The 26389-nt window shown below is 67.8% G+C and carries 25 protein-coding genes; 15 read left to right on the forward strand and 10 right to left on the reverse strand.

Annotated features, from left to right (window positions below; translation table 11 throughout):
• Positions 1-31 precede the first annotated feature (31 nt).
• Positions 32-844 (forward strand): metallophosphoesterase family protein, encoded by an 813-nt coding sequence (locus EPL00_RS09185; protein ID WP_135852992.1) that lies wholly within the window; start codon positions 32-34, stop codon positions 842-844.
• 2 nt (positions 845-846) lie between these two features.
• Here the strand turns inward: EPL00_RS09185 and EPL00_RS09190 are convergent, their stop codons facing one another.
• Complete coding sequence (locus tag EPL00_RS09190) at positions 847-1191, reverse strand: hypothetical protein (protein ID WP_135852991.1); 345 nt, start codon at positions 1189-1191, stop codon at positions 847-849.
• Positions 1188-2213: a DUF7490 domain-containing protein gene (locus EPL00_RS09195; RefSeq protein WP_135852990.1), complete on the reverse strand. Its 1026-nt coding sequence runs from the start codon at positions 2211-2213 to the stop codon at positions 1188-1190. The genes EPL00_RS09190 and EPL00_RS09195 overlap by 4 nt, the downstream gene beginning before the upstream one ends.
• Before the next feature lie 129 nt (positions 2214-2342).
• Here EPL00_RS09195 and EPL00_RS09200 point away from each other — a divergent pair, with 129 nt between their 5' ends.
• The 4 genes from EPL00_RS09200 to EPL00_RS09215 all read left to right on the forward strand — a co-directional run bounded on the left by EPL00_RS09200 (position 2343) and on the right by EPL00_RS09215 (position 5670).
• Entirely contained in the window at positions 2343-2834 is a 492-nt protein-coding gene (locus EPL00_RS09200; RefSeq protein WP_135852989.1) for a redoxin domain-containing protein, read from the forward strand.
• Positions 2835-2903: 69 nt separating this feature from the next.
• Complete coding sequence (locus EPL00_RS09205) at positions 2904-3377, forward strand: hypothetical protein (protein ID WP_135852988.1); 474 nt, start codon at positions 2904-2906, stop codon at positions 3375-3377.
• Positions 3374-4165 (forward strand): HAD-IIA family hydrolase, encoded by a 792-nt coding sequence (locus EPL00_RS09210; protein WP_135852987.1) that lies wholly within the window; start codon positions 3374-3376, stop codon positions 4163-4165. Before EPL00_RS09205 ends, EPL00_RS09210 begins: the two co-directional genes overlap by 4 nt.
• Entirely contained in the window at positions 4165-5670 is a 1506-nt protein-coding gene (locus EPL00_RS09215; RefSeq protein ID WP_135852986.1) for a DASH family cryptochrome, read from the forward strand. Before EPL00_RS09210 ends, EPL00_RS09215 begins: the two co-directional genes overlap by 1 nt.
• A 33-nt stretch (positions 5671-5703) precedes the next feature.
• Here the strand turns inward: EPL00_RS09215 and EPL00_RS09220 are convergent, their stop codons facing one another.
• Positions 5704-7374 carry a cryptochrome/photolyase family protein gene (locus tag EPL00_RS09220; RefSeq protein ID WP_135852985.1) on the reverse strand — a complete coding sequence of 557 codons (1671 nt, stop codon included), beginning with the start codon at positions 7372-7374 and terminating at the stop codon, positions 5704-5706.
• A 148-nt stretch (positions 7375-7522) separates the two neighbouring features.
• Between EPL00_RS09220 and EPL00_RS09225 the strand changes: the two genes are divergently transcribed.
• The 3 genes from EPL00_RS09225 to EPL00_RS09235 all read left to right on the forward strand — a co-directional run bounded on the left by EPL00_RS09225 (position 7523) and on the right by EPL00_RS09235 (position 8754).
• A complete protein-coding gene (locus EPL00_RS09225; protein ID WP_135852984.1) occupies positions 7523-7996 on the forward strand; it encodes an Lrp/AsnC family transcriptional regulator in 474 nt (157 codons plus the stop codon).
• 168 nt (positions 7997-8164) lie between these two features.
• On the forward strand, positions 8165-8413 hold the full coding sequence (locus EPL00_RS09230; protein ID WP_135852983.1) for a HalOD1 output domain-containing protein: 249 nt from the start codon (positions 8165-8167) through the stop codon (positions 8411-8413).
• Positions 8410-8754: a hypothetical protein gene (locus tag EPL00_RS09235; RefSeq protein ID WP_135852982.1), complete on the forward strand. Its 345-nt coding sequence runs from the start codon at positions 8410-8412 to the stop codon at positions 8752-8754. Before EPL00_RS09230 ends, EPL00_RS09235 begins: the two co-directional genes overlap by 4 nt.
• Before the next feature lie 26 nt (positions 8755-8780).
• Here the strand turns inward: EPL00_RS09235 and EPL00_RS09240 are convergent, their stop codons facing one another.
• On the reverse strand, positions 8781-9143 hold the full coding sequence (locus EPL00_RS09240) for a 2Fe-2S iron-sulfur cluster-binding protein (protein ID WP_135852981.1): 363 nt from the start codon (positions 9141-9143) through the stop codon (positions 8781-8783).
• Positions 9144-9418: 275 nt separating this feature from the next.
• On the opposite strand from EPL00_RS09240, the gene EPL00_RS09245 reads away from it, so the two are divergent.
• From EPL00_RS09245 to EPL00_RS09255, 3 genes are all read left to right on the forward strand, one after another.
• The gene (locus EPL00_RS09245; RefSeq protein ID WP_238398165.1) at positions 9419-9769 is read left to right on the forward strand and encodes a VOC family protein; all 351 of its coding nucleotides are present in this window, start codon (positions 9419-9421) and stop codon (positions 9767-9769) included.
• A gap of 167 nt (positions 9770-9936) precedes the next feature.
• The gene (locus EPL00_RS09250; RefSeq protein ID WP_135852979.1) at positions 9937-11205 is read left to right on the forward strand and encodes a hypothetical protein; all 1269 of its coding nucleotides are present in this window, start codon (positions 9937-9939) and stop codon (positions 11203-11205) included.
• A gap of 228 nt (positions 11206-11433) precedes the next feature.
• Positions 11434-12081, forward strand: coding sequence for a hypothetical protein (locus EPL00_RS09255; protein ID WP_135852978.1), 648 nt, complete (start codon positions 11434-11436; stop codon positions 12079-12081).
• Between the two features lie 371 nt (positions 12082-12452).
• Here the strand turns inward: EPL00_RS09255 and EPL00_RS09260 are convergent, their stop codons facing one another.
• Positions 12453-15188 carry a lamin tail domain-containing protein gene (locus EPL00_RS09260; RefSeq protein WP_162224188.1) on the reverse strand — a complete coding sequence of 912 codons (2736 nt, stop codon included), beginning with the start codon at positions 15186-15188 and terminating at the stop codon, positions 12453-12455.
• A gap of 177 nt (positions 15189-15365) precedes the next feature.
• Between EPL00_RS09260 and EPL00_RS09265 the strand changes: the two genes are divergently transcribed.
• Positions 15366-15563 (forward strand): hypothetical protein, encoded by a 198-nt coding sequence (locus EPL00_RS09265; protein ID WP_135852977.1) that lies wholly within the window; start codon positions 15366-15368, stop codon positions 15561-15563.
• Positions 15564-15653: 90 nt separating this feature from the next.
• Positions 15654-15914 (forward strand): hypothetical protein, encoded by a 261-nt coding sequence (locus EPL00_RS09270; protein WP_135852976.1) that lies wholly within the window; start codon positions 15654-15656, stop codon positions 15912-15914.
• 38 nt (positions 15915-15952) lie between these two features.
• Here the strand turns inward: EPL00_RS09270 and EPL00_RS09275 are convergent, their stop codons facing one another.
• On the reverse strand, positions 15953-16921 hold the full coding sequence (locus tag EPL00_RS09275) for a succinylglutamate desuccinylase/aspartoacylase family protein (RefSeq protein WP_135852975.1): 969 nt from the start codon (positions 16919-16921) through the stop codon (positions 15953-15955).
• A 156-nt stretch (positions 16922-17077) separates the two neighbouring features.
• Between EPL00_RS09275 and EPL00_RS09280 the strand changes: the two genes are divergently transcribed.
• Both EPL00_RS09280 and EPL00_RS09285 read left to right on the forward strand, forming a co-directional pair.
• On the forward strand, positions 17078-18604 hold the full coding sequence (locus EPL00_RS09280; protein WP_135852974.1) for an outer membrane protein assembly factor BamB family protein: 1527 nt from the start codon (positions 17078-17080) through the stop codon (positions 18602-18604).
• A 204-nt stretch (positions 18605-18808) separates the two neighbouring features.
• Positions 18809-21769 (forward strand): PAS domain S-box protein, encoded by a 2961-nt coding sequence (locus EPL00_RS09285; RefSeq protein ID WP_162224189.1) that lies wholly within the window; start codon positions 18809-18811, stop codon positions 21767-21769.
• A 4-nt stretch (positions 21770-21773) separates the two neighbouring features.
• Here the strand turns inward: EPL00_RS09285 and EPL00_RS09290 are convergent, their stop codons facing one another.
• The 4 genes from EPL00_RS09290 to EPL00_RS09305 all read right to left on the reverse strand — a co-directional run bounded on the left by EPL00_RS09290 (position 21774) and on the right by EPL00_RS09305 (position 26201).
• Entirely contained in the window at positions 21774-22115 is a 342-nt protein-coding gene (locus EPL00_RS09290; protein WP_135852972.1) for a DUF7521 family protein, read from the reverse strand.
• Entirely contained in the window at positions 22116-22460 is a 345-nt protein-coding gene (locus EPL00_RS09295) for an ArsR/SmtB family transcription factor (RefSeq protein WP_135852971.1), read from the reverse strand.
• Between the two features lie 283 nt (positions 22461-22743).
• Positions 22744-25002, reverse strand: coding sequence for an NADP-dependent malic enzyme (locus EPL00_RS09300; RefSeq protein WP_135852970.1), 2259 nt, complete (start codon positions 25000-25002; stop codon positions 22744-22746).
• An 83-nt stretch (positions 25003-25085) separates the two neighbouring features.
• Entirely contained in the window at positions 25086-26201 is a 1116-nt protein-coding gene (locus EPL00_RS09305) for a M24 family metallopeptidase (protein ID WP_135853238.1), read from the reverse strand.
• Positions 26202-26389: the final 188 nt, after the last annotated feature.

Consider the following 26389-nt stretch of genomic DNA (forward strand, 5'->3'; position numbering starts at 1 on the left):
GACCTATAACGACACTCACCAACTCCCGCCCGTGCCCCGGACACTCGTCGTTTCGGACGTACACGCCAACGCCGTCGCCCTCGACGCGGTTCTGGCCGCGGAACCCGACCGCGACGCGGTACTGTTCCTCGGCGACGCCGTGGACAACGGTCCCCACCCGAACGCGGTCTGCGACCGCCTCCGCGAGGAGGCCCTCCTCGCGGGCGTCCGCGGCAACCACGACCGGACCGTCCTCGACGCGACGCCCGACGGGACCGCCGTGAACAGGTCCGACACCACGGACGGCGACCCCTTCGCCGACTGGCAGGCGTGGACGCGCGCCCGCCTCTCGGCCGAGAATCGCGACTTTCTGCGGTCGTTCGACCGCACGACGACCCTCTCGCTCGGCGGGCGAACCGCGCGCCTGCATCACGGCGACTTCCCCGCGCCGGACGAGACGGAGAGGGACGCGGCGACCGGGACAGGGACGGCGACCGGGACAGGGACGGCGACCGAGACGAAGAAGCAAATGGAGACGTGGCGGACTCGCGTGACGCCCGAGGAGGCCCCGGAAACCTTCGAGGCGGTCGCGGCCCGCTACGACGAGACGCTACTCCTGCACGGTCACTCGCACTTCCCGTTCGTCGCCACAGTCGCCGGGACAACGTTCGTCAATCCGGGAAGCGTCGGCCTCCAGCGCCCCGGTTGGCCAGCCGACGAGGCGCGCTACGCCGTCTTCGAGGACGGCGCGTTCAAGTTGCGGAGCGTCACCTACGACCCCGGTCCGGTCGCGGCCGACTCGCGGGAACTGGACAGTCCGTTCGCGGACCTGTGGGAGACGCCGAGCGCGACCGCGAGCGACTGAGGCTACTCCCCGCTCAGTTCCCGCACCGTCAGCGAGATGCCGATGCCCGAGACCAACAGCACGACCAGATTGAACGCCGCGCGGAACAGCGGCCGGTACTCCTCGGCGACGAAGGTGGCGATGCTCGCGTTCACGCTGGCGTACAGTTGCACCACCGCGACGACCGCCAGTAGGACGAACAGGCCCAGCGCGGCCCGGTAGAGGTTCGTCCGAATCCGGAAGTCGTCGGTCGATGCCTCGCTCGTCTCGGTGTCGATGTTGGTCTCCGTCATGGTGTCGTCTATCTCGGTCGCGTCGGTCGCAGTTCCATCGGTCGCGGTCGCGTCGGTCGCGGTCGCGTCAGTCACGATTGCCTCCGCGCGAGCAGGAGCGCGCCGACCAGCGCGACGACGGCGACGCCGACGCCGAAGCCGGGGATGCCGCCCGCGCCGCCGTCTGCACCCCGCTCGATGGTCGTCTCGTAATCTCCGCCGCTCGCAGGCCCGCTCCCGTCGCCCTCGAAGTCGCCGACCTCGATGCCGACCTCGCGGACCGTCTCGTTCGCGCGGACGGTCTCGGTCGGGTTCAGGTTCGCCACGCTCCGGGTCGTGCCGACGATGACGCCGTCCTTCCACAGCACCGCGTCGAGGTAGTAGTTGTAGCCGTCGGGCACGGTCAATTCGACGTTCGGGGTCGCGGTCCGGCCGGGCCGGATGGTGCCGACCTCGACGGCCGTCCGGTCGGCGACGATGTTCGAGTCGGCCTGCCGCGCGGTGAAGACGACGCGTAACTCCTCGGACGAGTCGTCGCCCTCGTTGGTCAGGAACGTCGAAACGTCGAGCGTGGCGCTGTCGTTGGCCGCGTTCTGGACGGTGTACTCTATCGGCGGGAGTCCGTCGCCGCCCTGCCAGTGGAACCGGACGCTGGTCCGGGCGTATTCGGGCGTCAGCGTGCCAACGCCACGGACTTCCTTGCTCCCCTCGGCGATGCGCGCGCCGTCGCGGTAGACCACGGTCTCGACGCGGTAGCCGCCGGACCGCTCGACCGAGAGGTTCCGGACGACCGAGACCTCCCGGTCGCCAGTGATGGGTTCGACGGCGGTCTCGCTCGTCGTCTCGACCAGCCCCGAGTCGAGGTGGACCGCCCTGACCCGGACGGTGACGTTCTCGGACTTCCCGCCCCGGTGTTCGAGGCGCGTATCGACTTGCAACGTCGCGGTGCCGCCCGACACCGTGCCCGGAGCGATGGCGACCTCCTGAATCGAGAGGTGACCGGGCCGGACCGGGTCGGGGTCGGAGTCGGCTATCGCGCCGGGGACCACGGCGGCGGCGACGAGCGACGCCGCGACGACGGCGACGATACCGCCCGCCAGTAGTTTCTCGCGGTTCATATCGTGTCGCTCACAGGACGGTGTGAAGTGCCTTGTGGTCGGTAAGTCGCGCGGGAGAGACGAAACCGCCGCGAGAACGGTCGGAACAGTCGTTATCTTTTTTGTTATGTTCTCCTACTAGTTCAAGCAATGCTTTCGACAGGAACCCGCGCCCCGGACTTCGAGTTGCCGGGCGTCGTCGGCGGCGAACGGAACCGGTATCGGCTCTCCGACTGCGTGGACGACGGGAAGGTCTTGCTCGCGTTCTACCCCTGCGACTTCAGTCCCGTCTGTACGAAGGAACTGTGCGCGATTTGTGATATGGAGTGGTTCGACTTCGAGGAGAACCTGCAAGTGTTCGGCGTCTCGCAGGACAGTCTCTACGCTCATAGCGAGTTCGTCGAACAACACGACATCACGTTTCCCCTGTTGGCGGACACCGGCGGCGACGTAACCGAATCGTACGACATCCGCTACGACTCGTGGGAGGGGCAGGCGGGCATCGGCAAGCGAGCCTTCTTTCTCGTGGACGAGACCCGGACCGTCCGCTACGCGTGGGCGACCGACGACGCGTATCAGGACCCCGACCTCGAAGCCCTCCTCGACGCGCTCGCGGAGGTCCGTCAACTGTCCGTGGCGTGAGGTCGGCCGACGCGTCCGGCGTTCTCCTCGCAGATAGACCCAAGGACGCCGAGTCCTAAGCGTCCGACAATGTACACCGGGAAGACCGAGAAGCCCTGCTGTCTCTGCGACGACCCCGAGACGGCGATGCGCATCGACCTGCCGCCGCGTGCCATTCCCGCGATGAAACACAGCGGCCCCATCGCGTGGCAGGACGTGGTGGGCGAGGTCTCCATCCACTTCTGCGCGAGCGACTGGGAGTTGGTCCGGGACCTCGTGTTGGACCTCGGGCAGAACCCGCTCGGCAAGTGCAACGTCGCGCGGGCCTCCTTCGACTTGCGGGAGGACTTCGAGGCGCTACTCAACGACGTGCGCGACGAACCCGACCAGTCGGGCGTCGAACGGCGGATGCTCGACCGGAGCGAGGAGGTCTTCGCCGGAGCGGGACAGTTCACCGACCGCGACAGGGTGGAGGCCACGCTGGTTCGGTGGGTGCTGGAGGACGGGCGCGGCGTGACGAGTGACCCGGACCGGACCCACCCCGCGGAGGCGAGCGACCGATGACGGTCCGCGGCGTCGTCCTCGACGTGGACGGCACGCTCGTCCGGGGTGACGAACCGATTCCGGGGGCCATCGAGACGGTGGACCGACTGCGCGAGCGGGGTCTGGACCTCCTCATGCTGTCGAACAACCCGACGCAGACCCCCGCCGCCTACGCCGCCCGCCTCGCGGACCTCGGGTTCACGGTGGGTCCCGACGACGTGGTGACCTCGGGGTCGCTGACCGCCGACTACGTGGCCGAGGAGTACCCCGACGCGGCGACGTATCTCCTCGGCGAGGCGGGCCTGCGCGAGATGCTGGCGGCCCGCGGCGTCTCGCTGGTGACCGACCCCGACAGCGCCGAGGTCGTCGTCGCCTCCATCGACCGCGAGTTCACCTACGACCGCCTCCGGAACGCGCTCTGGGCGCTGGAGGGCGCGGCCTTCGTCGCCTCGGACCCCGACCGGACCATCCCCGCGGCCGACCGGCCGGTGCCGGGGTCGGGTCCCATCGTCGCCGCGCTCGCGGAGGCCGCCGACCGCGACCCCGACGCGATGCTCGGCAAGCCCGGCAAAACTGCGGCCGAGGCGGTCGAGGCCCGCGTCGCGGGGCGGAACGAGGAGGTCCTCGTCGTCGGGGACCGACTCGACACGGACATCGCGCTCGGCGAGAACGCGGGTCTGCGAACCGCGCTGGTGCTGTCGGGTATCACGACCCGCGCGGACGCGGACTCGTCGTCGGCCGCCCCCGACACGGTTCTGGACTCGGTGGCCGACCTGCCCGCCCTGCTGGACTCGTGGGAGGACCGGTGATGAGTGGTGAGCAGTCCACTGCGCTCGTCTGGTTCCGGCGCGACCTCAGACTGCACGACAACCCGACGCTGGCCGCGGCCGCTACTGCTGACCACCTCCTGCCGGTCTACTGCTTCGACCCGCGCGAGTTCGGCCCGCGGCCCTACGGCGGTCCCGACTCCTTCGAGTACGAGAAGACCGGCCCCCACCGCGCTCGGTTCCTGCGCGAGAGCGTCGCCGACCTCCGCGAGAGCCTGCGCGAGCGAGATTCGGCGTTGGTGGTGCGCCACGGCCGTCCCGAAGAACTCCTCCCCGACATCGCGGACGCCGCGGGCGCGTCGGCGGTCTACTGCCAGACGCTTCCGGTCCCCGAGGAGCGAGCGGTTGAGGCGAGCGTCGAGTCCGCGCTGGCCGACCGGGGCGTCGAACTCCGGACGCGCTGGACCCACACGCTCCACCACCGCGACGACCTGCCGACGCCGGTCGCCGAGATTGCCGACACCTTCACGCCGTTCAAGGACCGCCTCGAAGCGACGAGTCGCGTGCGCGAGCCGATTTCGACGCCCGAGTTACCGCCCGCACCGACGCCCGATTCGTCCGTCTCGTCGGGGTCGTCGGACTCGTCCGATTGGGGGGCGAAAGAAGTTCCCGATGCAGACACGCTCGGCGTCTCGGCCGTCGAAGCTCCGACCGCCGAGGACGACCGCGCGGCGCTCGACTTCCGGGGCGGGGAGTCGGCCGGACTCGCCCGACTGGACGCGTACGTCTGGGAGCGCGACCGCCTTCGGGAGTACCGCGAGACCAGAAACGGCCTCCTCGGGCCGGACTACTCTTCGAAGTTCTCCGCGTGGCTGAATCTGGGCTGTCTGTCTCCTCGGCGCGTCCACGCCGAGGTGGAACGCTACGAGGCCGAGCGCGTCGAAAACGACTCGACGTACTGGCTCGTCTTCGAGTTGCGCTGGCGGGACTTCTTCCAGTTTCAGGTCACCAAGCACGGCGCGCAGTTGTTTCGCCCGGAGGGGATTCGGGAGCGCGAGGTTGAGTGGTCCGTGGACTCCGGCGCGTTCGAGCGGTGGGCCGCGGGACAGACCGGAATCCCGTTCGTGGACGCCGCGATGCGCGAACTGGCCGCGACGGGCTACCAGTCCAACCGGGCGCGCCAGAACGCCGCGTCGTTTCTGGCCAACGACCTGCGAATCGACTGGCGGCGCGGGGCCGCCCGGTTCGAGACCCTGCTGGTGGACTACGACCCCGCGAGCAACTACGGCAACTGGGCCTACGTCGCGGGCGTCGGCAACGACGCCAGAGACCGGTCGTTCGACGTGCTGTGGCAGGCCCACCGCTACGACCCCGACGCCGAGTACGTCCGGACGTGGTGCCCCGAGTTGGCGGACGTGCCGGTCGAGAAAGTTCATCAGCCGTGGACCATGACCGCCGCCGAGGAGGCCGAGTACGGCGTCGAACTCGGTGCGGACTACCCCGAACCGATGGTGGACCCGGAAATCTACGAGGGTCCCGAGGACTGAGACGGAGCGCGACTGGGCGAAGGAGGACGAGCCTCAGAGGTCGCCGTCGGCCGCCAGTTCCCGGACCTCGGCGGCGCGCTCGCGGACGGCGTCGAGTTCGTCGTCGTCCTTCCGGTCGAGGTTGTGGTAGGTGAGTCCCATCCGGTGGTTGTCCCGAAGTGTCTCGTCGTTCTCCGCGAGGAAGTCCCAGTAGAGGGCGTTGAACGGGCAGGCATCTTTTCCGGTGGTCTCGTCGGGGTCGTACCGGCAGGTCTCGCAGAAGTCGCTCATCTTCTCGACGTAGTTCGCGCTTGCGGCGTACGGTTTCGTGGAGAGCGCGTCGGTGGCAAAGGTGCCCATGCCGACGACGTTTGGCGTCGTGACCCAGTGGTAGGCGTCCACGTAGCCGAAGTGGAACCAGCGGTTGAGTTCGTGGGGGTCCGCGCCGTAGGTGAGCGCGAAGTTCGACAGAATCATCAGGCGCTCGATGTGGTGGCTGTACCCTCGGTCCCAAACGCGCCCGACGACGGTTTCGAGGCAGTGCATGTCGGTCTCGCCGTCGTAGTACAGCGGCGGCAGGTCGCGGGTCGCGTCGAGGTGGTTCGCCTCTCCCATCGCGGGCATCCGGCGGCGGTAGGCGTGGCGGACGAACTCGCGCCACCCCAGTACCTGCCGGACGAACCCCTCGACGCTCTCGATTGGTGCCTCGTCGGCCTCGTAGGCCGCAATAGCGCGCTCGATGACCTCCTCGGGCCGGAGCAAGCCGAGGTTGAGCGCGGGCGACAGCAGGGCGTGGTTGCCCGACCACGACCGCGCGAGCATGGCGTCCTGATACGGGCCGAACTCGGGCAACCGCTCGGCGACGAAGCGGTCAAGCGCGGTCAGGGCCTGCTCGCGGGTGACGGGCCAGCGAAATCGGGTCTCGCGTTCTGCGTCCTCCTCTCTCTCCCCGTCGGCGAAGTCGGTGAGGTCGGTCCTCGCGGCGTCGGTCGGGTCCGCGTCCCCAACGTCGAGAATCGCGTCGTCGCCCCACGTCTCGAACTCGTCGCGCACCCAGTCGGCGACGGCTTCGGTCGTCTCGGTCGCGTCGAACGCTGGCGGGTCGGGAAACTCGTACTCGGGGTCGGGGAACTGGCGGTTGTCCTCGTCGTAGTTCCACTCGCCGCCCGCGGGTCGAGGCTCCTCGGCCGAGTCGGCGTCTCCTTCGGTCGAGTCGCCGTCTTTCCCGGTCGACTCGCCGCCCTCCATCAGGTATCCCGTCCGCTCGCGCATCCAGCGATAGAACGTCTCTTGGCGGGGAATCGCGTCGGGAAATCGCTGGTCGAACTCGTCGGGCGAACAGAGGAACAGGTCGTTTTCGAGGAGGGTCAGGCGGCCCTCCTCGCCCGCGGCGTCGGCGACGAGTTCACGGAGGCGGTCGGCCGCACCGTAGCTCGCCGGTTCCATCGCCCGGAGGAGGTCGTCGGGATGGTCGGCGAAGTGGGCGTCGAGGGCGTCGGCGAAGGTCTCGGCCCGCCTGTACTCGACTTCGTAGCCAGCGTCGCGCAACTCGTCGCGGAAGTGGCCCATTGCGGCGAAGACGAGCGTGAGCTTCTGGGGGTGGTAGGGCATCCGGCGGGCGAACCTGCGCGACTCCACGAGGAGAACGCGTTCGTCGTCGGGCGAGCAGTCGGCGAGCGGTCCCGCGTCGGGGTGCAACTGGTCGCCGAGAACCCAGACGGTCATGGTCGGCGCTTCGGACGGGAGCGGCTTAAGTTCGGGCGTCGGTCGGCGTCGGGCGGGCCGGGGAGAGTTCGGGGAGTGAGCAGGAGGAGAACGCGGCGTCAGCGACGAGACAGAACCGTCTTAACGGGGAAGTGTAGTAGCCTCTCGTATGGACACCTACGAACTGGACGAGGTGGACCACGGTATTCTCTACTATCTCCAGCAGGACGCTCGCAACAGCACCAGCACAGAGATGGCCGAGGAGCTAGACATCACGGCCAGTACGGTCCGGAATCGCCTCGCTCGGTTGGAAGACGAGGGCGTCATCGAGAAGTACGTCCCCCAGATAGACTACGAGCGGGCCGGGTTTCAGCTTCGCGTGCTGTTCACCTGTACGGCCCCCGATCAGCCCGAGAACTTCGGACAGGACGTACTCGAACAGGAGGGCGTCGTCGCGGTCCGGGAACTGCTAGCCGGGACCGAGAACCTCCACGTCGAGGCGGTTGGCACCGATACGGACCACCTGACCGAGATCGCCGACTCCCTGCGCGAGATGGGACTGGAGATAGTTCGGTCGGACGTGCTGAAGTCCCAACTCCACCAACCGTTCAACCACTTCGGGACCTCCGTCGGCGACGAGTAGACGCGTCTCGTCAGTTGGCTCCTCTCGATAATTCTGCCGACGCGGGCGTCTCTCGGTGTGAATCGAAGGGTAGAACCGTAACGAAATAGCAATAAAATTCCGCTTTCGAGGACACGAAAACGCCGATTCCGCCAAATTTTTGCGTCTGTGTCCAGATGAATCGGCCAGATGTGCGACGAGTCACGGCCGACGAGCGAAAAAATAATTGCAGAAATCGCCGACCGAAACGGCGCGGACGCCACGGAACTGCACCCGCCGCTCTACGAGGTAATCGACGTGGAGGCGTTAGACGCCCTCTTCGCGCCCGACCGCGGACTCCAGCCCTGCGACGGTCGAGTCGAGTTCACGTACGGGTCGTGGCGGGTCCGCGTCGAGAGCGATGGATCGGTCGCCGTCGAACCGGGTGACGAGTCGTGACCGGGTACCGGTTCGACTGCGCGTACTGCGACGAGTGCGTCGTGACCGACGACGTGGACGACCTGAAAGCCGACGCCGAGGCGCACCTCGAAACCCACCGCGACGAGATGCGGGAGGTGTTCGCCGTCGCGTTCGGCGACAGGAACTGCCAGAACGACTGCGGGTACGTCTTCCCGGCCGACGTGGACGAGGCGGTCGGCTTCGAGTGCCGGGCTTGCGGCCACGACAACTTCCCGGCGTTCGTCACCCAGTACGTCTACTGGCGCATCGAGAAGACCGACGCGCGCGGCGAGTCGGTCGGCAAGCGCGAGGTCGGCGACGAGTCGGACGACGACCGCTGACCGACTCCGACGACTGCTCGACCGCGCTACTCGTCGGCGTCGGGCGCGACCTCCTCGCGGCGTTCCTCGCCGTCTTCGACCTTCTGGCCCCAAAAACCGGGGTGTTTCACCACCTCCACGTCGCCCTCGACGCGGGTCTGACACGACAGCCGAAGTCCGGAGTCGAGGTCGTGTGGCCGCATCGAGAGTCGCCTGCGCTCGTCGTCGGCCATCTCGCTCGCGTCGCCCCGGACCTCGACCGCGCAGGTTCCGCAGGTGGCGTGCCCCCGGCAGTTGAGGTACTGCGCCGCGCCGTTGTGCGGCGACAGCCCCGCGTCGAGGAGGGCGTCGCGCAGAATCGCGCCCTCTTGACACTCGACCTCCTCTCCCCGAAATCGAATCGTCGGCATGGACGGTCGTAAGGGCGCGACAATGTTAATTGTTAGCACGTTTCGTCGGTCGGCAGAGCTTTCGACCGAATGCGCTCGATGGGAGGATGCGCCCAGTGGGACTCTCCACTCTGGCGCGTGCGGGGCGGGGCGGTGCGGGGCTGTGCAGTTGCTGTACGATTGTTGTCGATAACCGCTCGCTCCGAGTTCACTCCTCTGATTACTGCGGAGGAGTGGTCTACATTCGTGACTCACTACCTCAAACCATTTTATCGGCCGACTCCGAGACGATACGTGTGAGCGCGATAACGTTCTTCGCCACGACCGACTTGGAGCGCATCGTCGAGTTCTACACCGAGACCGTCGGCGCGGACGTGTGGCTCGAACAGCCCGACTGCACGATTCTGAAGTACGACAACCAACTGCTGGGCTTCTGCGAGCGCGAGGAGGCCGACACCGAGGGCATCCTCACCTTCGTCGCCGACGACCGCGAGGGCGTAGACGGGATGCACGAGCGACTGGCCGACCGCGCCCGCGAGGAGCCCCACGAGAACGAGCGGTACGACATCTACCAGTTCTTCGCCGAGGACCCCGACGGCCGGACCGTCGAGTTCCAGACCTTCTGCCACCCGACCGACGCGGTGTAGTCCTCGCCGGGGTTGCTCTTCGGTCGGCGGTCGTTCTCCCACCGGTCCAACTCGCGATTTCGCCCGAGTAACGCCCGTGTCGGACTGCCCAACGGGGCCGTTCGACTCCCGCGCTGGGTGAACAGTCGGGTCGTCTTATCCCGATTGGCACCCACTCGCTACCGACCATGACCGCAGACGACTCCGCGAGCGACGGCGACCGTTCCGAGGAGGTGCCGAAGCGAGGCCGAGAGACAGTGCCGAAGCGAGGCCGAGAGGAGACGACGGGCCGACGCCCCGACGAGGTGACGCGGCGGGCGCTCCTCGCGGGCGTCGGAGCGAGCGCGCTGGGCGCGGTCGGCGTCGCGGGCGCACGCGCCGACGCGACCGACCCAATCGACGCGACCGCACCGACCGGCCGCCAGCAGGACGGGCCGACGATTCCGCCGCGACTCCCGAGCGCCATCGACGTGGACGTGCAAGCGGGCACCGTCACGCTCCCGCTCTACCGCGGGCAGGCACCCGGCGGCGCGGTGTACTACGTTCTCCTCGAAACCAGCGACTTTCGACAGGCCCGGCGGCGGGGCCTGAACTGGTCGCCGAAGTTGACCAACGCCCTCGACACGAACGCCGTGCAGGACGGCGCTGGCCGCCAACCGCGGGCGGGCAACCGCACCGACGCGGCGGCGGGCGTGGCGTTCACCGCGACGCCGAACTTCGCGCTCGAACGGAGCGTAGTGCCCGGCCCGCGGGGGTTCCCGCTCGGCGGCGGCACCAACCCCGGCGCGAGGAGCGACCGGTACACGCCGCTGTTCGTGACCCGGCGGGGCGTCGTCTACAACGCGCCCCACGTCGCCAACGAGTCTGGCGACCACGACGCCGTGGTGGACATCGACCGCGACGCGCTGGAGGTCACGCTCGGCTTGACCGCGGGGTTCTACGAGGGCCAGCGCGTGCTGTACGTGAGTACCGAGGCCTCCTCGCCGGAACTGGCCGCGCTCGAAGGCGCGACGTACGCGCCGTCGCTCAACGCCGCGCCGTCCGCGGGCGACCGGACCGCCGCCACCTCCGCGCGCGAACCCATCGTGCCCGTGGTCAACGGACCGATGGGTGCCGACAATCCCGAGCGACAGGGCCTGCGCTCGGCGGTCGCTGGCGAGGGGAGTCCGCTCAACGTCGTCGCCGAGGAGCAGACCTGCGGCGACCCGAGTTTCCGCGACGACTGCGGCGCGCTGTTCTACAGTCCGCTCTGGGACGTGCATCCGGTCGCGTGGACGCAGGAAGCCATCGACGCCGGAGAGCGGCGCAGACTGGTCAGCCACCAGCAGGTCATCGCCGCGTTCCGTGCGGGGGAACTGGCCACCGCCGCGCCCGACGGTGCCGTCAACGAACAGTTCGGAACTCTCCGGGCGGCGGGCGCGCTCGTCAACTGCTCGCTGATTCTGACCGGCACGTAGCGGGTGGGAGTGCGTAACGGGCGGTGATGCGTAACGGGCGGTGGTTCGTAACGGGCGGTGATGCGTAACGGGCGGTGGTTCGTAACGGGCGGTGGTGCGTAGCGGGCGGTGGTGCGTAGCGGGCAGTAGTGTGGCGCGAGCAGAGATTTACCAGATGCGAGTCAAACACCTTGATTATATCACACGTCGTCCGGGAGAGGGAGTAGCCGATACTCGGGACGGGGACCAATGCACGACGATACCACCGACGAGGCGGAGAACGGACTCACCCGGCGAAACTACGTGAAAGCGGTCGGAACGGCGGTCGGAGCGGTCTCCGGGTTGACGCTCGGGGCGACCCCGAGCGCGGCCCAGCAGACCGAACTCGTCTACGGCGGGACCGCGAACACGGTAATCCTCGCGGGCGACGGCATCTCGGTCACGCAGAACACGTACCAGCGGAACGTCATCTTGGTGTTCGGCCCGCCGAAGCAGGGCGGGTTGGCGGAGACGAACCCCTTCAGTCTGTTCGTCGGCCCGGCGGACAGAAACGAGACCGGGCAACCCGGCCACTACGAGGTCCACTCGGCGGCGTTGGTCGGGTCGAACCTCTTCCAGTACTGGGACCTCCAGTTGCAGGGCAACGGGGGGTTCGCCGGAACGCTCACCGACCCGCACAACGCGGAGGGGTTGGTCTGGAACATCATCAACGTCGAGCGAGCCTTGATTCCGGGGCGACCGAACCTCGGCGTCCTCACCACGATGTTGGGGATGGGCGTCGGCACCCAAATCTCTGGCGCGGTGACCGACGCGTCCGCCGAGGTCCGACTCCAAGGAGCGACCATCGACCAGTTCACCCAGTTCAGTTCCCAAATCTCCGCGGCGCGCATCGCGTGACTCGGTGCGACCCGACGACTCGGAATCCGGCGACCGACCAACGCGGCCGCGCCCGTCGAAAGACGTACCACTATTGAGTAATATATCGAGCAATTAGCGAGGCTTTTGATGTTTCCGTGTTCCGATAGAAACGTGGCGTGCTGTCCCGTCCGTCGCATCGCGCTAACGCCGCTGTGAACGGCACCTGTCATCAACTCGCCACGCACGCCACGAACCAGTCAGCCAACAGTCGTTGCCACTACGTCCCCCGATTTCCCGCATTTCTCCTTTCCCCTTTCGGCTTTTCTACGACCGCGGAGCGCGCGGTGGCTCTCGAAACCCGCTCCGACGGTCGTCTCGTCCGAGTCGAAAAGAACGGTCGAGTCCGAGTCTCAGTAGCTGTACTCGGTGTGTAGGCTCCCGCCGTCGTCGTAGAGGAGAACCGTGTCGCCGCCGTTGTTCCAGATGTAGTAGCCACCCCAGTAGAGGTCCGTGGCGGAGTCGGTCCCGTCGCCCGAGTGGAGACGCACCGTCTCGCCCGCGCCGAGCGAGAAGCCGTCGGGGAACTGATAGCTGTTGCCCGCGGCGTCCTCGACGGTCCAGCCGGTCAGGTCCTGCGCGCCCGAACCGGTGTTCTCGAAGTCCACGTACTCGTCGTTGAGCGTCGAACCGTCTGCGCTGACCGTCGCGACTCGAATCGTCCCCTGCGAACCGGAACCGTCGTCGTTCGTCGGGTAGGACTTCTTCACGACGAGCGCGCCGTCGTCGTCGTAGACGTAGGCCGTGTCGCTGTCGTTGTTCCAGACGTACGACCCGCCCCAGTAGAGGTCCGTGGCGGAGTCGGTGCCGCTCCCGGAGTGGACCCGGACCGTCTCGCCCGCGTCGAGCGAGAAGCCGTCGGGGAACGCGTAGTCGTTGCCCGCCTCGTCTTCGAGGGTCCACCCGGTCAGGTCGAGGCTCCTCGACCCGTCGTTTCTCACGTCCACGTACTCGTCGTTCAGCGTCGAACCGTCCGGGCTGATAGTCGGGATGGAGACCGGGGGTCCGGACGACCCGCCGTCGTCGGGCGTGTAGGCGTCGAACAGCGGGAAGGAGGTATCGAAGACGGTCGTCTCGGGGACCGCCGCGCTGGCGGCGACGCTGTTGGTGCTGTCTACCACTTGGTCGGCGTTGACCCGGAGGTCGGTGCCGAGACCGCTGGCGAGGTCGTTGACGTTCGCGCGGGCCGCCGAACTGGTCTGGCCGCTCCCCATCAGCACGACCGCGCCGCCGTCCGCGACGAAGTTGTTCAGCGCGTCGATTTCGCTCGCGGTGAACGACTCGGGCGGCGTCGTGACGACGACCGCTCGCGCGCCGTCGAGGGTCGCGCTCGTGAACTCGTTGACGCCCTCGAAGCCGATGTCTTGGCCTTCGAGGTAGCGCATGTAGTAGGCGGCGTCTTCGGCGGAGAGACCGTAGCCAGCGTCGAACTGGCCGTGGCCGCCGTCGATGAGAATGTCGCCCGACGAGTCCCCGAGGAGGTCCACGAGGTTCGTCAGGAAGGGGTAGTTGCCGTAGGTCGAAGTGTCGGTGCTGTAGCCCTCGCCTTTCTCGTAGCTCTCGTCCACGAAGGGGCCGCCGACCACGGCGACGCTGGCCGCCTCGTCCACGGCCACGAGCGGGATGTCGCCGCTGTAGCTGTAGCCGCCGTCGAGGCGCTGGGTCGCGCTGGTCTCGGCGTAGACCGGGACCCGCGAGTCGGGGACCGCGCCGCCGGTCGTCCGGACGCTCGCGGTCTTCGGGAAGAACAGTTGCGTGACGGGACTGTCACGAATCTCCGGGGACGCGTCGGGGTCGCTCCGCGCCCAGACCTGCGTGCCGTTGGCTCGGGCGGTCTCCTCGGAGGCGCGGAACTCGCGGTGCTTGGCGAACGACGAGTCGTAGACGCGGGCGTGGCCCTGCTTGACGAGTTGGTGGTTGTAGTTGGCGTCGCGGGTGCCGTCGCCGGACTTGTCGTAGTAGAGGTAGCCCAGCACGCGGCCGAAGGCGTCCCGAACCGGTTCGTTCTCGTCGAACACGAGGTCCACCGTCTTCCCGCCGAGTTCGTTCTGTCCGAAGGTGGTCGCCTCGGCGGCCCGCTCTTCGAGGTAGGTGTTCGACTCGATGCCTTCCCACTCTTGGATGCGCTCGTACTGGTCGTTGGCCGCCTTCTCGGGCGTGTCGGTTCCGAGGATGCGGACGTTCTCGGTCGTACCGTCGGGGAGCGTGACCTTCACCGTGTCGCCGTCGATGACCTCTTGCACCGGCACCGAGTAGGTCTTGGTGGGGTCGAGGCCGAGTCCTTCGCGGTCCGAGAAGTAGGGGAACGAGGCGTTGAATCGGGTGGTGGTCGGCTGGTACGGTTCGCCGCCGTTGCGGATTTGGTCGGTCACTTGGTCGTCGTTGAACCGGAACGCGAGTTCGAGGAACCCGGCGATGTCGTTGAGGTTCGCGGTCTCGTCGTAGCCGCCGTAGTCCGACTGGTCGTGGAGGAACAGCCACCCGCCGTTCGACACGAAGTCGCCGAGAGCCTGTAGCTCCGACTGGGTGAACGCGGTACTCGGCGACGTGATGACCGCGGCGTCGGCCCCCGAGAGGTCGGCGGTGAGCGACGAGGTCGCGGTCACGGTGTAGCCCTCGCTCTCGGCGTAGGACGCGAACTGCGAGAACGTCGAGCGAGTGTAGTACTGGCCGTGGCCCTCGTCCCAGAGGACGGTGCCCGACCCGCCGAGCGCGTCGTCCCAGACGTTGAGCAGGAACTCCTCGTTGCCCCGTTGCCAGTTGGTGTCGCTGTCGGTCGCCAGCATCGACCCGAAGCCGACGACGTTCCAGTCGGCCGCGACCAGCGGAATCTTCGCGTCGTCGCCGTAGACCACGGCGTCGTTGCTCGAATCGGCGTCGCCGTTCGTCGCGGTCTCCTCGGCCCACACCGGCACGATGGAGTCGTCGGTCAGCGGCGTGTAGTCGTAACTCACCAGACTCGACGTGGAGTAGCATTCGAGTTCGGGAATCTCGCCGGACGCTCCGCGGACGCGCCCGGTCAGTTCGATACCTGCGGCCGAACCGCCCGTCGCGGCCGCGAGCGAGGTCAGGAAAGTGCGTCTCCGCATACCGAAATACCGATTTTCGCGCTACATAAATCAATACCATTCGAGAATATTGTTACTAGATATCAATACGTTAAAAAGGTCGGCAGGCTCGGGCGGGAAGCGGACCCGAACCGAGGAGTTGACTTTCGTGGAGTTCCTACCACCGGCCATGACCCGACGGAACGGCGGTGGTCGGTGATGGGCGGCGGTGAGAAGCTCCGGTTCGGCGCGGCGCTCGCGGCTGGCGTCATCCTGCCGGGGTTCCTGAAGTACGCGTTCACCACTATCGGCTACGCGAGGCTCGGGACCGCGGTGTGGGTCAGCGGCTACCTGACCGCCATCCTCGTCGTCTGGTACGTCTGGATTCGGCCCCTCGACCTGCAAGGTGCGACGTAGCTACCCCCCGACGCCGCGGGGCGACTGCTCGCGGCCGACCGGCGGATAGCGGAACTTTAAAGGGTATTTCGGGGCGAGTTTTCGGTAAGGATGATAGAGTTCGTGCCACTGCCCCTCATCGACGACTTCCTGCTCCAGTACAACATCGGGCAGGTGCTGCTGTTCCTGTTCGTCCTGTCGGTGTTGGCGGCGATACCGCTCGGTTCGCGGAAGGTGCTGTCGCTGAACGCCATCACGTTCGGACTCCTGTTCGTCGTGACCCCGGCGAGCATGGCACCGCTGCCGTTCAAGTTCCTCGGCATCGCGCTCCTCGTCGTCGCGCCCGTGCTGTTCGTCACGGCGCGAGTGTGAGGACCGAACCACAGTCGAGCGGCCCTTCTACGCGTTCGTCACTCGTCTCGGGGGAGCGCCACGCTCAGCAACGTCTCTCCGCCCGAAACCGTCGCCTCTCGGGTCAGCGAGTACAGAATCCCGGCGCGGTCGGTCTCGGCTTCCTGTAGCACCTCGTAGGTCGTCGGGTCATAGAGCGTCCCGATGCGTTCGCCCGGTTCGACGCGCTGGCCGACCGCGCGGTCGGGGTCGAGTCGGAACAGGCCCGCGTCGTCGGCCGTGACGCGGCCGAGGTGGTTGCGCGCGAGTCGGCGCTCGCCGGGGGCGTCCGGGTCGCCGGGCAGGAGGTCGAGGTGGCGCAGGACCGCCAGCGTCCCCTCGACCCCGGCCTCCACCGCGTCCTCCACGAGTTGCTTGTTGTGCGCGAGTTCGGGCGTGATAGTCGGGATGCCCTCGCGGGTCGCCGCGACGCGGAGTTTCCCGTCGAAGTCCCGGTCGGCCCACTCGGCGTCGGCGTCCTCGCCCGCCTCCTCGGAGAGGAGCAAGTCGGTGCCGAACGCCTCGGCCAGCGCGCGCGACTCGTCGTGGCCCTCCATGAACACGACGTGGGTGAGCATGTCGGCGCTCCCGGTGTGGAGGTCCACCACGGCGTCGGCCTCGGAGACGTACTCCCAGAGCGTCGCGGCCATGCGCTCGTGGACGGTGCCGCCGGGGTCGCCCGGCCAGACCCGGTTCATGTTCGGGTTCACGCTGTCCAACTGCTCGGGCGTGGTGTAGGACACCCGGTCGAACGTGAGCGGGTCGGCCACCGGGACCGCGACGAGTCGCCCCGCGAACCCCTCCTCGGAGCGGAGGCGGTCGTGGACCCGCCGCAGGGTCTCGGTCCCGTTTATCTCTCGGCCGTGCTGGGCGGCCTGCACGTAGACGGTCGGTCCCTCGTCGTCGCCGTCGTAGGTGTGAACCGTGGTCTCGATTTCGACGCCGGACGGGAGTCGCGCGAGCGTGACGCGCTCTGCACTGTGGTCCATGATAGGTTCTCTGTCGCGTGGTAATTGAAGCTACTGCCTCCCGCGGGTCGGTCCGCCGACGATTCGGCGGGTCGCGGTTCGGACGCTCGCGGTCCCCGACCCGCGACGAGGAGGTCCGGTAACTACGACGCTCGTTTCACTCACCGCCGATTATTAATGGCTCGGCTGACACGACTCGAAGCGATGACCAGTCCCTCCGACGCCCCCGATTCGACGCGGCGAAGGCTCCTCGCGAGTGGCGGTCTCCTCGTCGGGACCGCCGGACTCGCGGGCTGTATCTCCGGTACGGGGTCGAAACCCACTACGAGTGAGACGCCGACGACCGACGACGGGCAACCGGCCGACGGAGCGACGGCCGACGAGGAGACTGCCGACGAGGTCGCCGCGGAACCGCCCGGTTCGACGGCGTGGCCCCAGTTCGGCCACGACGCGAGCAACGCCGGGCACGCGCGGTCGGCCAGCGGTCCCGGCGCGGACGCCGCGCTGGCGTGGCGCTTCGACGCCGAGACGCCGACGATGAACTCCTCGCCCGTGGTCGCGGACGGCACCGTCTACGCGCCGGGGAGCGGCGACCCCGGCTACGTCCACGCCATCGACGCCGAGACCGGCGAATCGGTCTGGCGCTTCGAACCGGCGGGCTACGCGAGTTGCGCGCCCGCGGTCAGCGACGGCCGCGTCTACGTCGGGACGTGGGGGAAGAAATTCTACGCACTCGACGCCGAGACCGGCGAACAGCTTTGGACGAACGACGCGGGCCACCGGTTCGGGTCCTCCTCGCCCGCCGTCGCGGACGGCACCGTCTACGTCGGGACCGTCGGCGACGGGCCGATGGTCGTCAGCGGCGAGGAGGACGAGGAGCAGTTCGAGTCCTGTGCGGTCCTCGCGCTCGACGCCGAAACCGGCGACGAGCGGTGGCGCTACGACGACTTCGGCGAGAAGGAGAACGTCGAGTCGTCCATCGCGGTCGCGGACGGTCGGGTCTACTTCGGCGGCGAGTCGGCGGTGTACGCGCTCGACACTGACTCGGGGTCGGTCGCGTGGTCCCGCGAGGTCGCGGCCCACCCACAGTCGTCGCCCGCGGTCGCGGACGGAACGGTGTACTACGGCGGGCCGTCGGCCGCCGACGAGGGTCCGCCCGCGAAGTTGTCCGCCCTCGACGCGGCGTCGGGCGAGACGGTCTGGACCGCCGGTATCGAGGACACCAGCCTCCGGACCTCCCCCGCAATCGCGGACGGGACGGTGTACGTCGCGGCCTCCTCGACGCGGGCGTGTCTCCTCGGCGGCGGGGAGCCGAGTACCGAGACCGACGACGGCGGGAACGGTACCGACGACGGCGAGAACGGCACCAACGGCGGAGACGGCACCGAAGACGGCGACTCGAACTGCTCGGGGACCAACCGCGGGCGACTCTACGCCCTCGACGCGGCCAGCGGCGAACGCCGGTGGACCGCCGAACTCCGGACCGACACGCGCTCGTCGCCAGCGGTCGCCGACGGCGCGGTCTACGTCGGCAACGGCGACGGACTCTCGGCGGTCTCGACCGGCGGCGAGAGCTTGTGGCGCATCGCCTTCGACGGGGAGCGCGACGGCGGCCCGTACCTCGATTCGTCGCCCGCAATCGGCGGCGGTCGCGTCTTCGTCGGCGCGTCGGACGGCCGCCTGCGCGCAATCGGACAGAAATAACTGTCGAAATCAATTGTATAGGCGTTTATTAGAAACACAGAGAATTCCCAGCGGTCGATTCAGCGGCGGGCGGGTCGTCTACGCTCGCTCGCGTTCTATCGCCCCGAACGCCACCGTCTGCCGAGTTCGGGCGAATCCGGCGACGGCTTCTTTCAAGAGATAGACTATATGAAGGTTTTTCCGGGGCAGTATCGTATCCGGCCCATGAACGAACCGGCGGAGGCTTCGGGGTCGGCGTTCTGGGGCGACGCCGACGACGAGGAGGCCCTCCGGCGCTATCGGACGCTCCTCGACGACATCGGCGAAGGCGTCTACCGACTCGACGCCGAGGGTCGCTTCGTCGGCGTCAACGACGCGCTCCTGACGACGACCGGCTACGCCCGCGACGAGTTGCTCGGCGAACACCTCGGCGCGCTCCTCGACGCCAGCGACCTCGCGGCCGTCGAGCGCGAGACCGAGCGCCGACTCGCTGGTGAGGCAGGCGAGTCGGTCGCGGTGGCGCTCCGGGCGGCCGACGGCGACGCGATTCCGGCCGAGGTGTCGGTCTCGGTCTGCGTCGCCGACGGCGAGTTCCGGGGCGCGACCGGCGTCGTCCGCGAGGCCGACCGGGACGCCCACCGGCGACGGGCCGCGGCGGTCTTGGACGCGAGTCCCGTCGGCGTCGTCGTCCGCGACGCCGACGGAGCGGTCGTGCGGGCCAACGACCGGGCCGGGGACCTCCTCGGCGCGTCCGCGGGCGAGTGCCGAACCGGGACGAGCGACGAGCGCCCGCTGGCCGAATCCGGGCCGGACTCGGCCGCCCCACCGCGGTTCTACGACGAGGAGGGTCGCCGCGTCCCTCCGGACGAGCGCCCGTCTGCTCGCGTGGCGGCGACCGGCGAGTCGGTCGCCGGGAGCGTCCTGCGCGTCGAACCGCCGGACGGCGAGCGGCGATGGCTGTCGGTCGAGGCCGCGCCGGTCTCGCCCGACGGCGACACGGAGCGCGTCGTCGCGACCTACGAGGACGTGACCGACCTCAAGGAGCGCGAGCGCGAACTCGAAAACGAACTCAGCGAGATATTCGGCCGCGTGACCGACGCGTTCTACGCGCTGGACGACGAGTGGCAGTTCACCCACGCCAACGACCGCGCCGAGGAACTCGTCGATTACCGGGGCGAGGGACTGGTCGGCCGGAAGCTCTGGGACGTGTTCGAGTGGGCCGCCGACTCGAAACTCGCCGACGAGTACCGCGAGGCGATGGCGACCCAAGAGCCGACCGCCTTCGAACTCTACTACCCCGAGCCGCTGGAAGCGTGGTACGAAATCCGGGCGTACCCATCCGAGAGTGGCCTCTCCGTCTACTTCCGGGACGTGACCGAGCGCAAACGCCGCGAGCGCGAGTTAGAGGAGTCCGAGCGACGCTATCGCTCGCTCGCGGAGTACTTCCCGAACGGCATCGTGACGCTGTTCGACCCCGACTGCGAGTACACGCTGGCAGCGGGCCAAGCGTTCGACTACATCCCAGTCGAACCCGGCGACCTCGAAGGCAGACACTTCCGGGACGTGTGGGACGCCGAGACCGCCGACGGACTCGAACCGGCGTTCTCGGCCGCGCTCGACGGCGAGAAGCGGTCGGTCGAGGTGAGCTACGCCGGACGCGAGTGGGTCGTCCACGCGGTGCCCATCACCGACGAGGGCGGCGACGTGTTCGCCGGGATGACGATGGCCCAAGACGTGACCGAGCAGAAAGAACGGGAGCGATACCTGCGGGAGGCCAAGTCCCAACTGGAGGCCGCGACCGAGGCGGGCGCGGTCGGCACGTGGGAGTGGCGGATTCAGGAAGACGAGATGGTGACGGGCACGTCGTTCGCCGAGACGTTCGGCGTGGACCCCGAGGCGGCCCGCGATGGCGTCTCGCTCGACCGATACATCGAGGCCATCCACGACGAGGACCGCGAGCGCGTCGAGCGCGAGATAGCCGCGGCCGTCGAGAGCGGCGAGGACTACGAAGCGGAGTACCGGGTCTGGAACGACGACGACGAACTCCGCTGGGTGGTCGCGCGGGGCCACGTCGAGTGCGACGACGAGGGCGAACCCGTCACGTTCCCCGGTGCGCTCACCGACATCACCGAGCGCAAGCGGGCCGAACGCGAACTCGAAGACCACCGCAAACAGCTCGAAACGCTCTTCGAGGTCCTGCCCGTCGGCGTCGTCGTCGCGGACGAAGACGGCGGCGGCGTCGAGATGAACGACGCCGCGACCGAAATCGTCGGCGAGAACCCGTTCACTCCCGACAGCGTCGCGGAGTACGACGGCTATCCGGGCCGGTGGGCCGACACCGGCGAACCGGTCGCCCCCGACGAGTGGACGCTGGCCCGCGTCCTCCGCGGCGAGGAGGTAACCGACCCCGACGTGTACGAACTCGACGCGGGAGACGGCGAGCGCCGGACGGTCATGGTCCACGGGATGCCGATTCGGGACGCGAGCGGCGAAGTCACTCGCGGGGTCGCCACCGTGACCGACGTGACCGAGCGCGAGGAGCGCGAACAGCGCCTGCAACGCCAGAACGAGCGCCTCGAAAGCTTCGCCAGCATGCTCGCTCACGAACTGCGCAACCCCGTCACCATCGGCCAAATCTACAGCAGTCAACTGCCCGAGGGCCGAGCGTCCGAAGCGGTCGGCTACGTCACGGAGGCGTTCGACCGCATCGAGGAGATGATAGACGTGATGTTGGTCCTGACGCGGGGCCGAGAGGCCGTCGGCGAGTGCAACGACGTGGCGCTGGCGGCGGTGGCCCGCGAGGCGTGGGACGGAATCGACGCCCCGGAGACGAGCCTCGACGTGGAAGTCACGGAGACGGTTCGGGCCGACGAGACGTACCTCCGGCACCTGTTGCGGAACCTGTTCGAGAACGCAATTCGACACGGCGACGCGACGACCGTTCTCCTCGGCGAGACCGAGACGGGGTTCTACGTCGCCGACGACGGGAGCGGGATTCCGGCCGAGGAGCGCGAGCGCGTCTTCGAGGCCGGATTCACCACGGCGGCGGGCGAGGGCGGCACGGGACTCGGCCTCGCGTTCGTCGAGGAACTCGCGGCGGTCTACGGGTGGCGATGTCGCGTGATCGACAGCGAGTCGGGGGGCGCGCGCTTCGAGTTCGAGAACGTGGACGGCGGCCGAGCGTAGCCGCTCAACTCGGCATCCGGAGGGCGTAGAGGATACAGCCGAGTCCGACGAGCGTGCTTCCGTTCGAAAGCAGAACCATCGCCGTCACCGCCGCGGCGTTGCTCTGCAACAGGAGCATCGGTCCCAGCATCACGAACGGTAATCCGACGGTCAGCGCGAACCCGACCGCGATGAACAGCATCGGCCGACTGTCGTTGCGCCGGTAGCCCCGGAAGGCCTGATACGCGATGAGGAGGCCGACGACCGCGGCGACGAGGTTCATCGCCTGCGAGACCGCTCGGACCCAACCGGGTACGTCGGGCGGCGTGAGTTGCAGGGGGACGAAGGGGTCGAACGGTATCGCCATTCACATCCCCTCCACGAGGTCGGTGAACCGGTCGGCCACGTCCTCGCGGCGCGTCACCGAGAGCGACAGCGACCCCTCGTCCAACTCGACGGTCACGCGCTCCAACCGCGGCGAGTACACCTTGTGGTGGTGGCCCGCGGTCGGGTCGAGTTTGGTCCGTTCCTCCACGAGGTCGCAGGCGCGTAGCTCCTCCAGTCGCCGGTAGACGGTCGGCTCCGATACGCCACAGCGTTCGCTCAGTGCGTTGGCTGACATGGGTTCGATACTCGTAGCTGTGAGGATTTCGCGGACGGTCTCGTCTTCGAGGAGCGCGGCGACCTCCTCGACATCGCAGTCCTCACTCACTGGTATCGAGGTACTGACGCAATCGACATAAAAACCCACCGAGAGCTTCAGGTCGTGAAAGTCCGCCGAGTCGGTTCTCGCCGACCGACTCACTCGTTCTGCTGGGCGTCAACGACCGCCACGCCCGCCAGATTCACCATGTCGCTTGGACCTTTTTTCCGCTCGGGTCTCCTCGCTCGCTCCGCTCACGCCACCGGCGTTCGCGTCGCTTACTGCGGGCACCGCTCGCGCAAAAAATCTCCACCAAAAAAGGCCGCTCGCTCACTCCGTTCGCTCGCGGAGCTTACTCGTTCTGCTGGGCGTCTACGACCGCCACGCCCGCCAGATTCACGATATCCTTCACCTCGTCGCCGCGCTGGATGACGTGGACCGGCTTGTCCATGCCGACCAGCATCGGGCCGATGGCGTCCGCGCCGCCCAACCGCTGGAGGAGTTTGTAGCCGATGTTGCCCGCTTCGAGGTTCGGGAAGACCAGCAGGTTCGCGGGGTCGTCCAACTCCGAGAACTCGTAGGTCCCGTTGAGGATGTCCTCGACGACCGCGGTGTCGGCCTGCATCTCGCCGTCAACCGGGAAATCGACGTTCGGGTCCGCTCGCAACGTTTCGGCGGCTTTTCGGGGCTTTCGCGTGCCCTCGTTGTCCACGCTCCCGAAGTTCGAGTACGACAGCATCGCGGCGCGCGGTTCGACGTTGAACCGACGCGCGAGTTCAGCGGTGTGTTCGGTGATCTCGGCGAGGACCTCCTCGTCGGGGTCCTGATTGACCGTCGCGTCGGCGCAGAAGACGACGCGGTTCTTGAACGTGAGCATGTAGACGCCAGCGGCGTAGTCGGCGTCGTCGGCCGTCCCGATGACTTGTAGGGGCGGACGGAGCGCCGAGGGGTAGTGGTGGGTCAGCCCCGTGAGCATCGCGTCGGCGTCGCCCTGTTCGACCATCACGCTGGCGAAGTAGTTGCTGTCCTTCTGTACGAGGTCCTCGGCCTCGCTCTCGGTGATGCCCTTCCGGCGGCGGAGTTGGTAGAGGCGTTCGGCGTACGCGTCGTGGTCGGCGTTCGCGGGGTCGGCGATGTCGGGGTCGAAGTCGAGACCGAGGTCCGCGGCAGTCGCCGCGATGGAGTCGCTGTCGCCGACGAGGACCGGGTTGGCGATGCCCTCCTCCTGCATCTGGTAGGCGGCGCGAATCATCTTCTCGTCGTCGCCCTCCGCCAGCGCGACGCGCTTGGGGTCGGACTTGGCCTTGTTCAGGACGACTCGCATCATCTCGCGGGACTTGCCGAGACGCGCTTCCAGCGTCTCGACGTACCGCTCGGTGTCCAACTCGCTCCGGGCGACGCCCGAGTCCATCGCGGCGTCGGCGACCGCGGGCGCGACCTCGAAGAGGACGCGGGGGTCCAGCGGCTTCGGAATGATGTACTCGGGACCGAACTGGAGCGGCTGGTCGCCGTAGGCCTTGACCACCGCGTCGGGCACGTCCTGCTTGGCGAGGTCCGCGAGCGCCTCCGCGGCGGCTATCTTCATGTCTTCGTTGATTTCGGTCGCGCGAACGTCCAGCGCACCCCGGAAGATGAACGGGAACCCGAGGACGTTGTTGACCATGTTCGGATAGTCCGACCGGCCGGTCGCCATGATGACCGTGTCGTCGCGGGCGGCCTTGGCCTCCTCGTAGCCGATTTCCGGGTCGGGGTTCGCCATCGCGAAGATGACGGGGTCGTCGGCCATCGACCGGACCATCTCTTGGCTCACGATGCCAGCGACCGAGAGACCGACGAACACGTCCGCGCCCTCCATCGCGTCGGCGAGGTCGCCCTCCGGTACGTCGCGGGCGAACTCGGCTTTGTACTCGTTGACATCACCGTGTTCGGCCCGGTTCTCGGTGATGATGCCCGAGGAGTCACACATCAAGATGTTCTCTTTCTTCGCGCCGAGCGAGACGTAGAACCGCGCGGTGGCGATGGCCGAGGCCCCGGCACCCGAGAAGACGATGTTCAAGTCTTCGAGGTCCTTCCCGTTGATTTCGGTCGCGTTGAGCAGGGCCGCGCCGGAGATGATGGCGGTGCCGTGCTGGTCGTCGTGGAAGACGGGGATGTCCATCTCCTCGCGCAGGGTCTCCTCGATTTCGAAGCACTCCGGCGCTTTGATGTCCTCCAGATTGACGCCGCCGAAAGTCGGTTCCATCGCCTTCGTCGTCCGGATTATCTCGTCGGCCTCGTCTTGGTCCAACTCGATGTCGAACACGTCGATGTCGGCGAACCGCTTGAACAGGACGCCCTTGCCCTCCATGACCGGCTTGGACGCCTGCGCGCCGATGTCGCCCAGTCCGAGGACCGCAGACCCGTTCGAGACGACGCCGACCAGATTCCCTTTGGCGGTGTACTTGTAGGCGTCGTCGGGATTCTCGTCTATCGCCCGACAGGGCGCGGCCACGCCCGGCGAGTACGCCAGACTCAGGTCGCGCTGGGTGTTCGTCGGCTTTGTCGTGGAAATCTCTATCTTGCCCGGCGGCTCCTCGCGGTGATAATCGAGTGAGTCCTCGTCTAGTCCCATAGTCGGGGCAACCGGTTCCGAGCGTAAAAAGCTACCCGAAGGCGTCGAATCGGGGTTCGACAGACGACGAAAGACCGCGAGTCTCAGCTCTCGTCGTCTTCCTGCACCAACACGTCGGGGCGTGCTATCACGCCGTCGTAGTCGTAGGCGTCCACGGGCGTCGTCGGCCAGTCGCCGGTGTCGGTCAGGACCTCGAAGCCGTCGTCGGTCACTAGCACGGTGTCCTCGCTCTTGGCCCCCTGAATCGTCGGGTTGTAGGCGTAGGCCATCGGGGTGGTAATCTCGGCGTCGTCGCCGACCTCGGGCGCGGCGAACCACTCGCGGCCCGCGAACCCGGCCGCGCCGCCCTGATGGTGCTTTTGCCACTCGTCGTCGTAGCCCAGATGCTCGTAAGCGGCCTGTATCGCCTGAAAGACGCTCGTTGGGTCGCCCGAGAGACCGGCGATGGCTCGGGTCGCGCCGAGTGCAGTCACTTCCACGATGCGCGCGGCGTGGTGCTTCTCGCCGAGTTCGTTCAGGTCGGCGTCGTCCATCTCCGACTCGAAGGCGACGCACCGAGTCGCGCTAGCGTGGAGACCGTCGCGCTGGGTCGTGACCGAGACCAGCGCGTACTCGCCCAACTGGGCGTTCGTCGGCGTGTAGTGGCGGTACTTACGGGCGCGCTCGCTTCCGCCGACCAGCGCGACGGGGACCTCGATGTCCCGCGCCGAGAGCGCCACGCGGAGCGCCGAAGCGACCTCCGACTCCACGTCGCCGGGTCGGAGTTCCCGACAGACCGACTCGACGGCTTGGGCGGTCTCCTGCCCGAGTTGCCGGTAGTTTTCTACGTCCTCGTCGGTGAGCGGCTGGCGGAGGGGCGACGCGTCTACCGTTTCCATCCCCGGTACGTCGAAGTCGGCCGCGGCGGGCGCGGCGCTGTGGTCGGCGACGGCCTCGGCGAGCGACGACTCGTACCACTGGAACTCGGTGACGGGCACGTCGGTCGGTCCCTCCTCGCGGAAGCGGTTGGTCTCGATGTTGCTCGTCACGACTTCGAGTCCGTCGCCGTCGTACCCCACCGCGGCCACGCCGATGTCGCCCTCGCGGTCCACGACGTTGCTCGCGCCGGTCAGCCACGCGAAGGAGTTCGGTCGCGCGAACCAGACCGCTTCGAGGTCGTTCTCGGCGAGGTAGGTGTCGAGACGCTCCTGTTTGGTCATGTGTGGTCGGTCGTCACCAACCGCCTTGAAGGGGTCGAATTCGGTCATTCTTCCGCCCCGGATTGCTCTCGTCTTGGACCCGTCCGGAGCGCCAGTCGAACAGACCTAAGTACGACCGGTCGAAAGGTCCGATAAGGGGAGTTCCAACCGTGCAAGTCCACACACTCCGACACGCGGGAGGTATCCAC

It is taken from the genome of Halorussus salinus (genome assembly GCF_004765815.2).
GTDB lineage: Archaea > Halobacteriota > Halobacteria > Halobacteriales > Haladaptataceae > Halorussus > Halorussus salinus.

Excerpts from the sequence above, each read along its gene's own strand:
- EPL00_RS09205 (WP_135852988.1), top strand. The coding sequence starts at position 2,904 with ATGTACACCGGGAAGACCGAGAAGCCCTGCTGTCTCTGCGACGACCCC.
- EPL00_RS09270 (WP_135852976.1), top strand. The coding sequence starts at position 15,654 with ATGATAGAGTTCGTGCCACTGCCCCTCATCGACGACTTCCTGCTCCAG.
- EPL00_RS09225 (WP_135852984.1), top strand. The coding sequence starts at position 7,523 with ATGGACACCTACGAACTGGACGAGGTGGACCACGGTATTCTCTACTAT.
- EPL00_RS09200 (WP_135852989.1), top strand. The coding sequence starts at position 2,343 with ATGCTTTCGACAGGAACCCGCGCCCCGGACTTCGAGTTGCCGGGCGTC.
- EPL00_RS09240 (WP_135852981.1), bottom strand. The coding sequence starts at position 9,143 with ATGCCGACGATTCGATTTCGGGGAGAGGAGGTCGAGTGTCAAGAGGGC.
- EPL00_RS09280 (WP_135852974.1), top strand. The coding sequence starts at position 17,078 with ATGGCTCGGCTGACACGACTCGAAGCGATGACCAGTCCCTCCGACGCC.
- EPL00_RS09230 (WP_135852983.1), top strand. The coding sequence starts at position 8,165 with ATGTGCGACGAGTCACGGCCGACGAGCGAAAAAATAATTGCAGAAATC.
- EPL00_RS09215 (WP_135852986.1), top strand. The coding sequence starts at position 4,165 with ATGAGTGGTGAGCAGTCCACTGCGCTCGTCTGGTTCCGGCGCGACCTC.
- EPL00_RS09300 (WP_135852970.1), bottom strand. The coding sequence starts at position 25,002 with ATGGGACTAGACGAGGACTCACTCGATTATCACCGCGAGGAGCCGCCG.
- EPL00_RS09265 (WP_135852977.1), top strand. The coding sequence starts at position 15,366 with ATGGGCGGCGGTGAGAAGCTCCGGTTCGGCGCGGCGCTCGCGGCTGGC.
- EPL00_RS09285 (WP_162224189.1), top strand. The coding sequence starts at position 18,809 with ATGAACGAACCGGCGGAGGCTTCGGGGTCGGCGTTCTGGGGCGACGCC.
- EPL00_RS09255 (WP_135852978.1), top strand. The coding sequence starts at position 11,434 with ATGCACGACGATACCACCGACGAGGCGGAGAACGGACTCACCCGGCGA.
- EPL00_RS09305 (WP_135853238.1), bottom strand. The coding sequence starts at position 26,201 with ATGACCAAACAGGAGCGTCTCGACACCTACCTCGCCGAGAACGACCTC.
- EPL00_RS09275 (WP_135852975.1), bottom strand. The coding sequence starts at position 16,921 with ATGGACCACAGTGCAGAGCGCGTCACGCTCGCGCGACTCCCGTCCGGC.
- EPL00_RS09210 (WP_135852987.1), top strand. The coding sequence starts at position 3,374 with ATGACGGTCCGCGGCGTCGTCCTCGACGTGGACGGCACGCTCGTCCGG.
- EPL00_RS09260 (WP_162224188.1), bottom strand. The coding sequence starts at position 15,188 with ATGCGGAGACGCACTTTCCTGACCTCGCTCGCGGCCGCGACGGGCGGT.
- EPL00_RS09220 (WP_135852985.1), bottom strand. The coding sequence starts at position 7,374 with ATGACCGTCTGGGTTCTCGGCGACCAGTTGCACCCCGACGCGGGACCG.
- EPL00_RS09195 (WP_135852990.1), bottom strand. The coding sequence starts at position 2,213 with ATGAACCGCGAGAAACTACTGGCGGGCGGTATCGTCGCCGTCGTCGCG.
- EPL00_RS09250 (WP_135852979.1), top strand. The coding sequence starts at position 9,937 with ATGACCGCAGACGACTCCGCGAGCGACGGCGACCGTTCCGAGGAGGTG.
- EPL00_RS09290 (WP_135852972.1), bottom strand. The coding sequence starts at position 22,115 with ATGGCGATACCGTTCGACCCCTTCGTCCCCCTGCAACTCACGCCGCCC.